Here is a 15,464-nt window from a genome sequence, read left to right on the forward strand (position 1 = left end):
TCCTTGATGTTTTTATTGCAAAGCTTCAAAAGCATCATCAATTGTTTTGTATTGTTGGGCTATAAAAAGATAGACTGCGGCATTGAGTTTTGCCAGTTTTAAATATTCATCTGAAGGGTTGTTAAGTTGTTCGAGTGAGTCTGCAAGAGTGATCTGGTCCCAGGATTTTTTATAATGTATGCCGTAGTATTGCGGGTCTATAATGATCTCTTTGACTTCATCTGTTTCAATCATCCAAAGGCGTCCTTTGCTGAAAAGTTCCGGTGTTCCTTCATTCCCCTGAATTAAGGCAAAACGTTCATATCTGTCTGCAAAAATTTCAACATATTTCTTGACATAAGGTTTGTGAAAGACGCCTGTAATGGCATATTTGCTGTTTGCAGCTTTTGGAAGTTTCTCTATTGTATTGAACCCGCTTCTGAGTCCCAGTTTGTTTCTGATATCTGTCAGCTTATGGAGTTTGTTGCAATACTCTTTTCTGTCAAAATATTTAATATTTGGATGAAGATCTATCTCCTGGCATATATTTTTAGTGGTGATACCATCTTTTGCCGGCTGTTTTTCATCCCCCATAATGACAAGTTTCAATGCTGTCTTTTCTAACATTTGCGCAACCAGAGGAAATATATACGGATTTTTTGCTTTACCGTCAAAAGGGTATCCCAATTCTATTGAATCCGGAATATTCTCTTTGCGGGTATATTCGTCACATGCGCTTAAAGCTCCTCGGAACTCCTCTGTCGTTTCAGGCTTGAGTCTCCATCCAAGCAGGAATGCGGCAATTTGTTCGCTTGGAACACTCTGGTTCAAAACCTGCTCCATCATATCTTTGCTTTCTTCAAAGCTTAAATCTCTGTTGCCTTTTGGACCGGTGCCTACCGCATGTATATATTTAAAAAAATCCATTCAATACCTTTTGTTTTTTTCTTGCATCAAGTGTATCAAAAGTATATAAATATAACTACTCTTCTGTCGCTTCAACCTCTTTTTTTATAGCTTCTTGCAAATCAGCATCTTTTGGTGAGATATTAAAATAATTTTTTGCAAAAGTAATGGTAACTGCTTTCATTTTACCATTTTCTTCTTTTTCTCCGATAAGCATATTTTCTTTAAACTCAGTGATTCTCCAACCGTTTTTTTCACCGGTTTCGCGAATGAGAGTATGGACTTTTTTGAGTGGAATCTCATGTTTGAAGTGTATGAAATCAGCTGTTTTTACATCTTCGGATGATATTTTTGCTGTTGAGCAGGCATTGAAAAGCAGAGTGCTTAAAAGTATCGAAATCGTCGAAATTATGATTTTTTTCATAGTAACCCCTTTGTTATATGATATAATAATAATTATAAAGAAAAATTTAATTTCGAGGAATTTTGATGACACTTCACGATGTTATGATTATTTTGGTGCTGACTTTCCCAATGTTTATTTTTACAATCTATCCGGCAATCCGACTCAGTGATTATCTGGAGGCACATCACGGGATACAAGAGTCTCAAAAACGCTCTGTAATGTTAGCGGTAACATTTTTGGGTGCCCTGTTTCTCTCCTCTTTATTGTATTATATATGACAAAAGGAATTGTATGAAAAAATTACTTTCTATACTGTTGCTGAGTGCATTGTTATACGGGTCAGATGCTGCTTTTGAAGCCTTTCATGCCGGAAATTATAAAAAAGCATTTTCATTGTTAGACACAGAAGCGAAGCAGGGGAGTATCAATGCAACCTATAATTTGTCGCTGATGTATTACAACGGGTATGGAGTAGAACAAAATATCTCTAAAGCAGCCGAACTGTTAGAACGTGCGGCAAAAGCGGGGCATAAAAAAGCGCTGCAAAATGTAGGCCGTATTTATATGCAGACAATGAATTTTGACAAAGCCGCAGAGTGGCTGAAAAAAAATGCAAAAGAGGGTGATACCAAAGCCTGTTATCTGTTAAGTGAAATCTATGTTACACAAAACAAATTCAAAGAGGCAAAGAAATGGGCCCAAAAGGCTATAGACGCAGGAAATCCCGAAGCTGCACTCTTGTATAAAGAGTATAAGTTACAAAACTATTAGTGATGAAACCAGTCAAGCTGTTTTCTGAGTGTAACAACTTTTCCGACTATAATGAGTGCGGGAGTTGGTACACCTTCTGCTTTTTGCACAATATCACCGAGTGTTCCGACAACAACACTCTGGTCTTTTGTCGTACCGCGTGAAATGACAGCGCAGGGATAATCTTCAGGCTTGCCTACTTCTATCAGTTTTGATGAAATTTTAGAAAGATTATGCAGTCCCATTAAAAATACGATGGTGTCATCTGTTTTGAAATTTTCCCAGGCAATCTGGGACTCTTTTTTGTTTGGGGATTCATGCCCTGTAACTACTCGAAAACTCACGGCAATGCCACGGTGAGTGACCGGAATGCCGGCATAGGCAGGAACGCTGACTGCAGAGGTGATGCCGGGAATAATTTCGAATTTTACACCTCTTTCATGCAAATATGCTCCCTCTTCTCCGCCGCGTCCAAAGACAAAAGGATCTCCGCCTTTTAAGCGGACAACTACATTGTGCTTGAGCGAGTTTTGGTAAATAACTTCATTTATCTCTTCTTGAGGAAGTGTATGCCTGCCGTCTTCTTTGCCGACATAGACAAATTCACATCCGTCTTTTGTCATTTCTAATATTTCCGGATTTGCCAAACGGTCATATATGATGACATCGGCCTCACCGATAACTCTGTGTGCTTTCATTGTTAACAGCTCAATATCTCCGGGTCCGGCACCGGTTAAATAAACTCTACTCATTGTTTTTTTCCTCATAAATAAAAATACCTGAAGGCTTCTTGATGGTAAAAATTTCGCGTTTTAACCACCATCCTTTTGTATTTATTACAGCGATTTTGTTAGCATCATTGACAGAAACATACAGATAAGGTTTTTCCCGGGACCATCTTACATGTAACACCTTGCCGTCAAACTGAAATCTTTTAATGACTTTGAGTGTTTTTGTATCTATGATTTGAATGATCGGAAACTTTTTACCGCTGAATGTCACAGCCAAATATTTTTTATCCGGTGAAAGGGCAGTAAAAACAGGCATTCCTTCAGTTTTAATAGCTGTAATAAATTTAAATTTTGGAGTAAAGACAAAAACTTTGTTGTCTCCCACCGCAGGAATGAAGATTTTAGAATGGCTCACTGACCAGAAACCGAAATGCGGTACTTTTAAAACCGGTTCTCTTTCTCCCAACTGTAATGGAATTTTTTTAAATTTCATGGTATCCAAGTTGAGTTCGCCTATCCAGGGACTGTTGAAAAAGCCGTTGACATATTTATTGCCATCAAGTAAAGCGTCAAAAGGCATAATTCCCACATCTTTAAACTCTTTGTAGAGAACAAAATGCGGTTTGCCTTTGCCTTTGTTTGTGTCTTTGTAAACGGCAATCGTGTCTTTGTCCATCTCTGAAAAAACAAGATAGTTTTTATAGATTTTTATACCAACATTGCGTGAACCGGTTTTGAGCTTTTGTATGGGCTGCAGATTACGGGATAAAATATCTACACTTTTGTCATCATAGTTGGCAACGGCGACATAGTTTTTGTTAATGACAAACCCTATGGCACTTTTGCTTGTTTTATATTCGGAAAGTTTTTTTTCGCTGACAGGATTAAATCTTATAATATAGCCGTCGCGGGAGATAAGATAGCCGTCCTTGCCATAAAACTTCATAACACCATGATTCATATTGTGCATATGCTCCATATGGTTTCTTGGGAGCCCGTCTTCTATGACTGCTACCGAATTACTCTCTCTCTCAACAACAAAGACTTTTTCATGTGCACTTGCAATTACATGTAAAGACAAGGCTGTTAATACAACTGCTAAAATTTTTCTTATTTTCATTATACTGTCTCTCTTTCTTCTTGGGTTAAATAACAGGATGGATCTTCACTCCACAGGTCACCTGTTATTGCATACGCACGTGCGCGACTGCCGCCGTTACATATATCTATCTGCTTACATGTACTGCAAATACCGCTGATTTGTTTTCTTGGATGAATTCTCAGCTCATCCAATAATGCTCCGTTTTGCCAGATATCACCAAAGTCCTGATGAATAATATTACCGACAATGAGAGGAAAAAACGGGTCAGGACGCACATCGCCTTCGCTGTTTATGTTGAGGAGTTTTCGACCTGCGGAGTTGCCGCCCCATTTTACAAGTCTTTGTCTCATTTTATCTTTAAGTTCCGGATACTTTTGTGCAAACTTATTGAGAAATGCAACCGCATCCATCTCCATATTTCCGGTCACTATTTCTATGTCACGTCCGGTTTCATAATACTCAAATGCTTTGTTAAGTATAAAATCAACCGCTTTTTTTCTCTGCTCTTTTGTCAAATCCATTTTCAAGTTATCAAGTCCCCGTCCAGAGTAGACTAAATGGGAAATATATATTTTTGGAATATTGTGTTTTTCGACCAAATCAAAAATATATTCCAAAGAATTGATGGTGTCTTTTGTCATAGTAAATCGAATACCGACTTTTGCGCCTGTTTCATTGGCAAGCAAAACAGATTTTAATGTTTCTTTAAAAGCCCCTTTGAGCCCTCTGAAGTAATCATGTGTGGCTTCATCGCCGTCTATACTTACACCGACATAGTTAAAGGTATCGGTAATTCTTTTTATATTGCCCTTTGTAAAATAGAGCCCGTTGCTTGAGAGGTAGGTAATGATACCGTTTTCTTTGCAAAAATCGGCGATTTCAAAGAGGTCCTTTCTTGTTAAGGGCTCGCCCCCTGAAAAGATGATAAATTTGACACCATTGGCTTTCATCTCCAGGATGGTTTTTTTAATCTGCCCAGTTGTGAGGGTATCTACTTCATCCAAGGTTGATTTTGAGTAACAGTGCAGACAGGAGAGATTACAGCGGTTGGTAAAGTTCCAAATGGCGATACTGCCGTCTAAAATCCTCTCTTTTTTTTCTTCGACAACGGAGGCGATAAGATTTGACAATCGAAACATTATTTTTTACCTTTATAAGAGAGAATATAGTCACTGATGGCATCGAGCTCTTGTGCATTGAGATGAAGCTGTGTCATAACAGTTCTTTTGTAGCCAAAAGCTTTGTACATTGATTTTGGAGAAGCTATATAGGCTTCTATTTCAGATTTTGTTCTTTTTGCGGCAATTTGGGAAAACGGGGGACCAAAGGCCATTGCTGTTTGATGATGGCATCCCCAACAGTAAGTTTGAAAGACTTTTTTACCATCTGGCTTTTGTGCAAAAGCCACAGAGCAAAAAAGTAAAAAAAGAATAATCAGTTTTTTCACTCCATCTCCCTTTTTTAAGAACTGTATATTGCTTATATTGTAGCGAAAATTTACTTGAAATTTTGCTTATAAATCCCAAAAAACAGGGAAAAATTAAATAAAAAGCTTAGATATATAATTATAAAAAAATATTATGAAAAAAAAGATGATTTATATCAAGTAATGAGAGGATTTCTCCCAAAAAAGGGAGAAATATAAAAGTAGAGTCTACGCGCCAGGAATAGACTGTCTGTGTTCGATAGAATATGTAAACGTCGGTGTTGTCAAACCTTCTATATATTTAACAAATTTACCGGTTTTCGCTTCATAAATACCGATACGACCGGCATTCCACTCTGAAACCATTGTCCAATGACCATGATTAGCAGGTTCAGCATGTAAAATACGAGGAATAATTACTTTGCCTTTTTTATCTTTAACAGTAGGGACTTTCCAACTGTAAAGTGTTTTATGCGTTACAGGATCTGTAATAGTTCCTTTTTTTGTACCGACTGTCAAAATTCTATCAGTCTCTAATGTTTGTTTGTTGATAAGGTAGATTTTATTCCAGTTATCTGGACCGCCGAGTACACAATCAGACCAGATAAACGGTGTATGCTCACTTGTACCGACAAATAGACCGCCGCCTGCAGTTCTTACATGTGCAACAACATCCCAGTTGCTGTCCCAAATAACTACATCACCGACATTCATACTGTTTGTCGCATAGAGTTGACCGTATCTGTCATTATACCATGATGAACCTTGACCTGGATGCGGCTTGCTTCCCGGACCTGTGTATACTTTGGCAACCAAAGATTTTGTTTTAAAGTCAACTACACCCATTACATCACTTCCTTGAGAAGCTTGCATTAGGTAACGGCCTATTTCTTTTCCTTCATTTTCAAAACCGTCATGCAGGATTTTACCGATATTTGGAATATCTCCGACAATTGGGAAGTTTGGTTTAGAATAATCTATAATATAGACATGCCCTGCATCTTTGAGTGCAAATGCAATATATGGACCGTATGGAGTATCATAGATACCTGCTACACGAGATGAACCGATATCTCCGTCCATGTTAATTACAGATGAAGTTGGGTAAACTTTTAACGGCTCAAGTGTCATTGCATCCATTAAAATTGCACCGCCCGGAACATAGTTTCCTGCCATGAGGTATTTTCCATCAGGTGAAACTGCTAAACCACGAGAATCGGAACCGACTTGTACCTGTGCAATTTTTTGCTGACCTTTTGATGCAAGGTCAAACATAGTGACTAAACCCGAACGAGAGATTGAGTATGCATAACGAGGCTGACGTTTGTTTGTTACTGTTACGTGAACAGCGAAACCTGCAGGGTGACGTGAAAGTATTTTACCACTTGTGCCATCGATAAAAGTAACTCTTTCTGCATCACGTTCTGTAACAAAACAAATATCCGTAACATGTTTTACATCTACTGCATGCGGATATTTTTTTAATAGCTTTGCTCTATCATTAAGTTTTTTCCAGCCTTGTTTTACCGCATCGAGCGTAAGGACTTCTATTTTTTTACCTTTGAAATGCTGAAGATAATCCACCATTTTTTGTGCATCTGCTTGATTCATTTTATTTGCAAATGCAGGCATTGCAGTTCCGGGGCGACCATTTAAAATAACTTCAGCCAGACTGTATGCATTTTTCTTTTCTAATTTTGCCGGACGCAAATCCGCACCGACGCCCCCTTCATGATTTGGACCGTGACAACCCTGACACTCTTTTTCGAACATTTTCTCAACATCCATATGCGAAGTACCCGCAAACAGACCTGAACTGACAACTGCAAACGCTGCAGCTGATATAACTAATTTACCTAATCTCATTTTATTTCTCCTTCTAAAATATGATTAGATATTGACTCATAAAGAGTCAATACCGACTAGTTTTCATTTTCCAAACGTTTCTTCTCCTGAAAATAGATCCAAATCATTGGAAGTATTATTATAGTGTGCAGAAAAATTGTTAAGGTCAAAGGACCTTGGTTAAGCCAACCGAAAAAACTCGGGTTGACATCTGTAAATGGTTCAAACATTGTATCTCCTTATCTTTCGTGTACTGGATTTTTACCAGTTGTAAGTAAATCTTTTGCCAAGAATATGAAACCTGTGAATGTAACTACACCCATAATGAGTCTCCAATCCATTGCTTGAGAAAACCACATTCCGCTTTGACCGTCAAAATATCCTGCCCAAGTAGCACCCATTTGTGCACGAGAAACAAGAACCTGTACATATCCTGCAATCGTAAGTGCTACGGTCATGCCGACTACCCCACTAACTATTAGGCTAACAGCCCATATAGAGGCTTTCGTGTTTTTCATAATTTTAATCCCGTTTGTGCCTTGAACTGCAATATACATCATACCGACAAGAATAGTTGCATAAGCACCAAAGAAAGCTAAGTGCCCGTGTGCCGAAGTAAACTGTGTACCGTGAGTATAAAGGTTTACTTGAGGTAGTGTATGGAAAAATCCCCAAATACCTGCACCCAAGAAGTTACCAAAAGCATTAAGGACAAACCATGTAAATGCAGGCTTATTGTTAATAACAGAAACATTGTTTCCTCTTGCTTCTTCTCCACCTTGCGTTTTACCCCAATCATAAAGTACATGAATAAACATAGCTACAAGCGGTAACGGTTCAAGTGCAGAGAATAGTGCACCAATTTCCCACCAGTATTCAGGTGTACCAATCCAGAAGTAGTGGTGCCCAAGTCCAAGAATACCTGAACCGAAAAGCATTGCAACTTCTATCCATAACCACATTTCAACAACTTTACGGTGCGCGCCAATCATAGTAATAAGACCGTAAGCCGCAATCGCGCCAACGAAAACTTCCCAGGTAGCCTCAACCCATAAGTGGATTACCCACCACCACCAGTACTGATCAACTGAAATATTGTCCGTAAAGAACATACCGGCCAAATAAAGACCTGCAAAGGCAATCATATCTGCCATAAGAACGGTGACAATTCCTGTCTGCTCCCCTTTCATTCCTGTTAAGAAAAGATTTCCGACAAATCCAAGTGCGACAACGACAATGCCCCAGTCAGCCCAACGAGGTGCTTCAATATATTCACGACCCTCTGTAATAAACCAGATTGTTGTTGCATCTGCAGGACCTACCTGAATGAACAGGTATACAAGTACAACGACAACGATTGCTGCTGCAAAAATCCAAAACAAAAGCTTTCCGATTTTGATACCGACTGTCTCAATACCTGTCTCATCCGGCAGTAACCAGTAAACAGAACCAAACATTGCAAAGACCATCCAAACAACGAGTGCATTAATATGTATAATTCTGGCAATTGAAAAGTCCAGAACGCCATATAAAAAACCAGGCATTACATACTGAATCGCTGCCACTAACCCGAAAAGTAATTGGGCGCCAAAGAGAATAGCTGCAAATGTAAAATACCATGTTGCCAACTGTTTTGATTCACTTCCGACACCTGTTAAATATTTACTTGCCATGAACTGCTCCTTTTATTTTTCCAAAGTTTCTTGGGAAGCCATTTGTGTCAATAGATGACATATGTTTCAAGAAAGCAACTAAACCTTTAGCCTCTTTTGCTGTGATACCTAAATCCGGCATCATACGGGCATGTGTAGGATACTGGTCCGGATGCATAAGGAATTCAGCCATCGCCTCTTCTTTTGTGTTTTTCCCCGTTAAAGCCTGCATCGCACCATCTGGTCCCCATGCAGGGTCCAACCATGCTTTTGTTAAGTCAGGTGCATAGTATGCGCCATTCCCAAGAAGTGTATGACAATCCATACAGTTTTTGGCCTGTGAGCCCAACTTGCCTAAGTGAAGTAAAGCCCCGGCTTCTTCTTCAGAATAGTCATCTCGACCAAAGAACTTTTCTTTTTCCCCAATCACAGGAATTTCATGACCACGTTTTGCGCTCATTTCATACGTGATTTTGTAATTTATAACGGTAGGTCCTGGAACCCTCTTCGTCACCTTGTTTTGTAGATCCTGATCATTTCCCATTGCAATCTGAGCTGACGTATCAAACGTTAGCCAAATTAAAAGAACTGATGCAAAACCTGTAACCCACGTTGCTGTTCTTCGCCAGAAACGATTGTCACTCCATACAGATTTATTAGCCACTGTATCCTCCTATAAATTTATTGTCAAAATATATATTAACAATCAGTGTTCATTTTCTTCATGAACCTGATTTTGCATATAATAAACAGCAAATGGAAGTAAAAACAATCCAATTGCTGCGACAACTAAAGCTTTTGCAGTAAATTCCCCGACATGCATTAAACTTCCCATTAAATACAAACAATAGGCAGTCAATACCCAAAACATGTATGCAAAAAGCATACTCCACGGTTTTAGTAGTTTAACTTTTACTGCAGTATATATACCAACATAAAATCCTCCAAAAACTAACACAAGTGCTGACGATACAAATATAGTTAGAAAATCATCCAACGCAATTTCCGGTCTGATTATAGATGGATCGATCATTTTACACTCCTTAAACTCTGTTAATATTTTAGAATCATATGTATTCTAGTCTTTTCTGATACCAATAATATTGATATAAATCAATTTTATTGACTAACATAATGATTTTATCTTATTTTTATAATTAGTGTTACATTAGGTGAATGAATTTTGTTATTTATTTAAGGAATTATTTATATGTGTAGATTGGTAATAGTTTTTCTTATATGTAAGTTGCTTAGGCTTATCCCGTTACTTACATGTAAGAAAATAATTCTCAATGCTTTGGATAAGTTCTTGAACTCTTTTCTTATATAAAGTAAGATCGCTACTTTCATTTTCAGCTATTTTGTTTTTAATATCGTTTGCACAGGCAGTTAAAGCATCCGCCCCAATATTTGCAGAGACACCGATGATGTCAAGTAACAGACTGTCAGCCTGATCTGTTTTATTGTTTTTGAATAAAATTTCCAACTCCTCTGCTGAGTTGCTGTAGGCGACAAGAAACTCTTTTAAAATATCATGGTAAAAACCACTGTCATTCCCGCATACCTGCAATCCTCTGTGTGTATCTAAAGTTGGTAAATCCGAAGAATTCTCTTCAGCAGAAGAGATTCTGCTTGAGTAATGATACAAAATATCATACAAAGCACCGACCTGCAAAGGCTTTTCAAGATGTTCATCCATACCGGCTTCTTTCATTTTTCTAATGTCATCACTTGCCGTATCTCCACTCAGTGCAATGACGGGGATATGATTGTTCTGCGGATCATGTCTGATAGCTCTGGTGGCTTCAAACCCGTCAACTCTCGGCATATGCGCGTCCATGAGTATAATGAGAAAGTTTTTGTCTGTTTTGAGGATGTCAAGTGCTTCCTGTCCGTCATTTGCCACAACTACTTCTATACCGCTGTCTCCAAGGACTCCAAGGATTACTTTTTGGTTGATGAGATTGTCTTCGGCCAAAAGAATTCTTTCCCCGGCAAATATTTTAAAATCTTCTTTTGTTATCTTTGCATGCCTTGGCACAGAATGTTGTATTTTTTTTTCTTGAATCTTTTTTTGTGGTGTTGCAGTACTTTGTCCACTTTGCTCTGCTTTGAGTGCTTCTTCTTTTTTAGCCGCTTTTGTGTCAGCTTCTGTTTTGTTTTTTCGTTTTATTCCAAGATAAATGAGTATGAGCAGAAATATAGCTGCCAGAGCAAGTAACTCATTTTGATACTGTAAAACCATAAGAAGACCCTTTTTTTGTTCTTGGAGTAAATCATACAGTATAAAAAATTAAACCTAAATCAAATTTGCTGTATAATCACTAATAAATTTCTATTGACAGGGTGTCTTTTGCAAAATATTCCACATGTTCCGGTTTTATATAAAGAGGTTGTCGAAGCTTTTAAAGATTTACAAGAGGGTATAGTGATAGACTGTACCATGGGGTACGGCGGACACTCCTGTATGATACTTGAAGCCAATCCAAATATAAAACTCATAGCAATTGATCAGGATCAGACCGCTATAGACTTTTCAACAAAACGTCTTGAACAATACGGTAAGAGAGTAAGTATAAGAAAAGGCCGTTTTTCAAATGTGATGCAAGAAATTTTGCAAGAGGTTGATCCCGGCGAAATTAAAGGCATCCTTGCAGACATAGGGGTGTCTTCTTTGCAGCTTGACCAAAAAGAGAGGGGCTTTTCGTACGAGAGTGAGACACTTGACATGCGTATGGACAAAGAAGCACCACTGAGTGCTTTACATGTAGTGAATGAATATGCTAAAAGCGAACTTGAAAAAATACTTTTAGAATACGGAGAACTCAGAAACTATAAAAAAATTGCAGATGCTATTGTACAAAACCGTCCTTTTGTTTCTGCAAAAGAGTTAAGTGAAGCCGTCAAACCACATATGCCAAGAGGCAAGAAAATTCATCCTGCAACACTTTTGATGCAGGCAATCCGCATAGAAGTAAATGATGAACTCGGTGAACTCAGATCACTGCTCAAGAGCATAGAAGAAGCAAAACTGCCGGATGCAAAAGTAGCAATAATATCTTTTCACTCTCTTGAAGACAGGATTGTTAAAAGAGAGTTTTCCAAATGGTCCAAATCATGCATATGTCCTCCTGAGGCATTTCGCTGTACATGCGGAAACAATAATCAGTTAGGAAAGATTTTAACGAAAAAACCGATTACGGCTACAGATGAAGAACTCAAAGAAAATGTCAGGAGCCGCAGCGCAAAAATGCGTCTGTTCCAAATGGGTGAAAAATGAGCGAAAAGAACGAACTTTTAGATGAACTTGATAATCTGGTCATATCAAAACAAAAGTTAGGTCTGAACTATTTTTTATATATGTTGCTGGTGTTGACATTTATAGCCATGTTTGCATTTCCTAAAATTTACATTACAGAGCAAATTTACTTTAAAAGCAGAGATATTGCAAAACTCAAAGTAGAGTATGATACGCTCAAAGAAGAAAACAAACTCATCCGTGCTTCTGTTGAGTCGATAAAATTTAAAAATCAAATACTAGATACTCTCTTTTAAGGAACAGCAGTGATTCGTAAGTTTATAGAATTTGCTACAGAAAAACCACTTTTAAATCATATACTATTACTCTTTATTTTTATGCTCTCCATTTTTGCGTATATCAATATACCCAAAGAGATTTTCCCTCCGATGAATATGGATAAAATAACCATAAAAGGCGGTTATGCCGGAACATCGGCTGATATTTTGGACAAAATGGTTGTGCAGAGCATTGAAAATGATTTGCAGAATATTGATGCACTTGAAGATATAAAAAGCAGTATCAAAAACGGTTCATTCAGTATCAGTGCAGACATTAAGAACGGTTCGGACAATATTACAGTACTCAATGATGTCAAAGATGTGGTGAGCAGTGTAAAAAAAGATTTGCCGGCGGATATGAATGAGCCTGTTGCCAAAATCAAAACACATGCATTTCCCCTTGTTCTTATAGCTCTCTCCGGTGATGTTCCTAAAGAAACACTGCTAAAACATGCAGATGAACTTAAAACAGAATTAAGCAAGTTTAAAGATTTGAGCGACATTACAATTCGTGGTGATGCCGATGAAGAGTTGGATATACAGCTTAATCCGCAAAAAATAAGAGCCTACGGACTCTCCTCAACACTGGTTGTCGCACAACTCTCCAAAATAAGTTCGATTTTTCCCATAGGCACTATCAAACAAAAAGCAAATCATCTTTATATTTCTACATACAACGGTGAAAAGACACAAAAGGCGGTTGAAAATACACTGATTGATGTTGGTGGAAAAAGAGTTAAAATCGGCGATATTGCAGAGGTTTCTTTCAAGTTGAGTGATGAGGTGGAACTCTCCCACTATAATGGGGTACGAAATATTTCAATAAATGTCACAAAGAGCAAAAACGGCAATGCCATTGCTTTGGTAAAAGAGATACGAGAACTTTTAAAAAAACAAGAAGCAAAACATCCTGATTTGGATTATAACATCTACACAGATACTTCTGTATGGATTAAAAACCGCCTCAATACCGTCTTTTCAAATATAATGTTTGGTTTGATGCTTGTTTTTTTGGCAATGCTGATTTTTATCAACAGAGGTATAGCCTTTGTTGTTGCACTCGGTATTCCTGTAAGTTTTATGATAGGGCTTATCGTGACAGAGATATTGGGAGACAGTCTTAATATGCTCTCTCTTCTGGGAGCACTGATTGCGCTTGGAATGCTCGTTGATGAGGCAATAGTTGTAGCTGAGAACATCTACAGGCACCTTGAAGAGGGGATGGATAGAAAAGAAGCGGTCATAACAGGTGCGGCAGAGATGTTTCCTGCCGTACTTACGGCAACGCTTACAACAGTTTTCGCATTTTTACCTATGCTCTTGATGACAGGTGAAATGGGAATGTTTATTAAGATAATTCCTATAATGATAACGGTCCTTTTACTCTCTTCACTCTTTGAAGCTTTTTATTTTCTTCCTTTGCATGCACATGACTTTTTGAAAGTCTCCAAAGAAGGGAGTTTTACAAAACGATTTTGGCAGAAAATGCATGACTGGTACAGTACAGCCCTGCATTTTCTTTTTAGAAGAAAGTTTCTCTCTTTGAGTGTTATTGTTGTGAGCATTGTTTTACTTGAATTTGTAATGATTAAAAATGCAAAATTTCAGCTTTTTCCGGATTTTGACAATACTCAAATATATGTCTATGGAAAGGTCAATATTAACAATGAACTCAAAGATACGGAAAAAATTGTAACAAAACTGGAGAATATCATCCTTAAAAACATAAATAATGAAGATGTCTCCTCTGTAACTTCTGTTATCGGTTTTAAAATGGATGCCAAAAACAGAGCCGAACTCGGTGAAAATATGTTTCATATATTTATAGATTTACATGAGCGCGCGCCTGAGAATTTTTTTGATACATACATCAGTCCTTATCTCTCTATAGAATACAACCCTGGAGTACAAACACGTAAAAAAGATGCAAAAGAGATAGCAAAAGAGATTAAAGAAGTATTGAAAAATCAAAAATCAGCTTTTGAAGAACTTGTTGTGAAAGTACCTGGTGCAGGGGTGATAGCACATGATGTCGAAATTGGTTTGAGTACAAAAAATGCCCAAAGTGTTGTACCCTATCTGAAAATTCTTGAAAAAGAACTCGCAGGTATCAAGGGTGTTTACAATATAGCAGATGATGCAACGCTCGGTGAGAAAGAATTAAAGTTACATGTAAACAGATATGGTCAGGAACTGGGCTTTACCGAACAGGATGTTTCAAATGAACTGCGGGCATATTATCTTAAAGGGGAATACGGGAAACTTTTTAATGACCAGGGCTTGGTGCGTATACGACTTGACAGCAATGTAAATAAAGAGATACGTTCCATACATACAATTGAATTGCAGGTTCCGGGATCAGACAAATATGTTGCCTTAAAAGAGATATGTGATTTTGAGTATATACAAAGCTTTGTAACGCTTAAAAAAGAAAACGGCAAAAGAGTACGCAGTGTTTATGCTTCTACAGACAAAAAAATTATAACATCATCCGAACTCATGAAAAAACTTCAACCGACACTGCAAAAGTTTAAAAAAGAGGGCATTGCTGTAGATATCAAAGGAGAAGAAAAAGAGAATAACAAAAACAAAAGAGAGATGATGCAGTCGGCGCTTATAGCAATATTTTTAATTTTTATTACTTTGGTGTGGCTCTTTGATTCTATAAGAAAATCTTTAATTGTTATCAGTACAATTCCTCTTGTACTTCTGGGTGTTTATGTGGGACACTGGATAATGGGGCTAAACCTGACTATGCCGGGACTCATAGGTATAGTAGGGCTTGCAGGTGTTGTTGTCAATGACGGGCTTATCATGGTAGATTTTATAAAAAATGCCAAAAATACAGAAGATCTGATGAAAAGAGCGCAAACACGACTCAGACCGATTCTTTTGACATCGCTGACAACCGTACTGGGGCTTTTAACACTTATATTTTTTGCATCAGGTCAGGCAAAAATACTCCAACCGATGGCAATATCTTTGGGATATGGTATCGCATGGGCGACAGTGTTAAATCTGTTGTATGTCCCCTTGCTTTATGCTGTTGTATATAAAATCAAACCACCTCAAGCAAACAAAGGATAAA

The 15,464-nt window shown here is 37.8% G+C and carries 17 protein-coding genes; 5 read left to right on the plus strand and 12 right to left on the minus strand.

Translation table 11 applies throughout. The features are described 5' to 3' along the window. Nucleotides 1–12: 12 nt before the first annotated feature. Nucleotides 13–906 (minus strand): glycosyl transferase, encoded by an 894-nt coding sequence (locus tag ETP70_RS03980; protein ID WP_151899961.1) that lies wholly within the window; start codon nucleotides 904–906, stop codon nucleotides 13–15. 55 nt (nucleotides 907–961) lie between these two features. Beyond that, the gene (locus ETP70_RS03985) at nucleotides 962–1,309 is read right to left on the minus strand and encodes a hypothetical protein (protein ID WP_151899962.1); all 348 of its coding nucleotides are present in this window, start codon (nucleotides 1,307–1,309) and stop codon (nucleotides 962–964) included. Nucleotides 1,310–1,374: 65 nt separating this feature from the next. Between ETP70_RS03985 and ETP70_RS03990 the strand changes: the two genes are divergently transcribed. Together ETP70_RS03990 and ETP70_RS03995 are read left to right on the plus strand one after the other, a co-directional pair. Further along, complete coding sequence (locus tag ETP70_RS03990) at nucleotides 1,375–1,569, plus strand: hypothetical protein (protein WP_151899963.1); 195 nt, start codon at nucleotides 1,375–1,377, stop codon at nucleotides 1,567–1,569. Between the two features lie 13 nt (nucleotides 1,570–1,582). Beyond that, nucleotides 1,583–2,062, plus strand: coding sequence for a tetratricopeptide repeat protein (locus tag ETP70_RS03995; RefSeq protein WP_151899964.1), 480 nt, complete (start codon nucleotides 1,583–1,585; stop codon nucleotides 2,060–2,062). Here ETP70_RS03995 and cobA read toward each other — a convergent pair. The 10 genes from cobA to ETP70_RS04040 form a co-directional block, all read right to left on the minus strand. Beyond that, complete coding sequence (gene cobA, locus ETP70_RS04000; protein WP_151899965.1) at nucleotides 2,059–2,793, minus strand: uroporphyrinogen-III C-methyltransferase; 735 nt, start codon at nucleotides 2,791–2,793, stop codon at nucleotides 2,059–2,061. The genes ETP70_RS03995 and cobA overlap by 4 nt on opposite strands. Further along, nucleotides 2,786–3,892, minus strand: a complete 1,107-nt coding sequence (locus ETP70_RS04005; protein ID WP_151899966.1) for a cytochrome D1 domain-containing protein — start codon at nucleotides 3,890–3,892, stop codon at nucleotides 2,786–2,788. Before ETP70_RS04005 ends, cobA begins: the two co-directional genes overlap by 8 nt. Next, on the minus strand, nucleotides 3,892–5,013 hold the full coding sequence (locus ETP70_RS04010; RefSeq protein WP_151899967.1) for a radical SAM/SPASM domain-containing protein: 1,122 nt from the start codon (nucleotides 5,011–5,013) through the stop codon (nucleotides 3,892–3,894). Before ETP70_RS04010 ends, ETP70_RS04005 begins: the two co-directional genes overlap by 1 nt. Further along, nucleotides 5,013–5,321 (minus strand): c-type cytochrome, encoded by a 309-nt coding sequence (locus tag ETP70_RS04015; protein ID WP_151899968.1) that lies wholly within the window; start codon nucleotides 5,319–5,321, stop codon nucleotides 5,013–5,015. Before ETP70_RS04015 ends, ETP70_RS04010 begins: the two co-directional genes overlap by 1 nt. Before the next feature lie 207 nt (nucleotides 5,322–5,528). Then, nucleotides 5,529–7,166 carry a nitrite reductase gene (locus ETP70_RS04020; RefSeq protein ID WP_151899969.1) on the minus strand — a complete coding sequence of 546 codons (1,638 nt, stop codon included), beginning with the start codon at nucleotides 7,164–7,166 and terminating at the stop codon, nucleotides 5,529–5,531. Nucleotides 7,167–7,222: 56 nt separating this feature from the next. Next, complete coding sequence (locus ETP70_RS12375; protein WP_188110045.1) at nucleotides 7,223–7,375, minus strand: hypothetical protein; 153 nt, start codon at nucleotides 7,373–7,375, stop codon at nucleotides 7,223–7,225. A gap of 9 nt (nucleotides 7,376–7,384) precedes the next feature. After that, the gene (locus ETP70_RS04025) at nucleotides 7,385–8,818 is read right to left on the minus strand and encodes a cbb3-type cytochrome c oxidase subunit I (RefSeq protein ID WP_151899970.1); all 1,434 of its coding nucleotides are present in this window, start codon (nucleotides 8,816–8,818) and stop codon (nucleotides 7,385–7,387) included. After that, the gene (locus ETP70_RS04030; RefSeq protein ID WP_151899971.1) at nucleotides 8,808–9,461 is read right to left on the minus strand and encodes a c-type cytochrome; all 654 of its coding nucleotides are present in this window, start codon (nucleotides 9,459–9,461) and stop codon (nucleotides 8,808–8,810) included. Before ETP70_RS04030 ends, ETP70_RS04025 begins: the two co-directional genes overlap by 11 nt. Nucleotides 9,462–9,503: 42 nt before the next feature. Beyond that, complete coding sequence (locus ETP70_RS04035; RefSeq protein WP_151899972.1) at nucleotides 9,504–9,830, minus strand: hypothetical protein; 327 nt, start codon at nucleotides 9,828–9,830, stop codon at nucleotides 9,504–9,506. 231 nt (nucleotides 9,831–10,061) lie between these two features. Then, nucleotides 10,062–11,042: a response regulator gene (locus ETP70_RS04040; RefSeq protein ID WP_151899973.1), complete on the minus strand. Its 981-nt coding sequence runs from the start codon at nucleotides 11,040–11,042 to the stop codon at nucleotides 10,062–10,064. Nucleotides 11,043–11,150: 108 nt separating this feature from the next. On the opposite strand from ETP70_RS04040, the gene rsmH reads away from it, so the two are divergent. The 3 genes from rsmH to ETP70_RS04055 are packed head-to-tail and all read left to right on the plus strand — an operon-like array spanning nucleotide 11,151 to nucleotide 15,463. After that, nucleotides 11,151–12,077 carry a 16S rRNA (cytosine(1402)-N(4))-methyltransferase RsmH gene (rsmH, locus tag ETP70_RS04045; protein WP_151899974.1) on the plus strand — a complete coding sequence of 309 codons (927 nt, stop codon included), beginning with the start codon at nucleotides 11,151–11,153 and terminating at the stop codon, nucleotides 12,075–12,077. Then, nucleotides 12,074–12,352, plus strand: coding sequence for a hypothetical protein (locus ETP70_RS04050; protein WP_151899975.1), 279 nt, complete (start codon nucleotides 12,074–12,076; stop codon nucleotides 12,350–12,352). Before rsmH ends, ETP70_RS04050 begins: the two co-directional genes overlap by 4 nt. A gap of 9 nt (nucleotides 12,353–12,361) precedes the next feature. Next, on the plus strand, nucleotides 12,362–15,463 hold the full coding sequence (locus ETP70_RS04055; protein WP_151899976.1) for an efflux RND transporter permease subunit: 3,102 nt from the start codon (nucleotides 12,362–12,364) through the stop codon (nucleotides 15,461–15,463). Nucleotide 15,464: the final 1 nt, after the last annotated feature.

The sequence above is a fragment of the Sulfurimonas hydrogeniphila genome (assembly GCF_009068765.1).
Lineage (GTDB): Bacteria > Campylobacterota > Campylobacteria > Campylobacterales > Sulfurimonadaceae > Sulfurimonas > Sulfurimonas hydrogeniphila.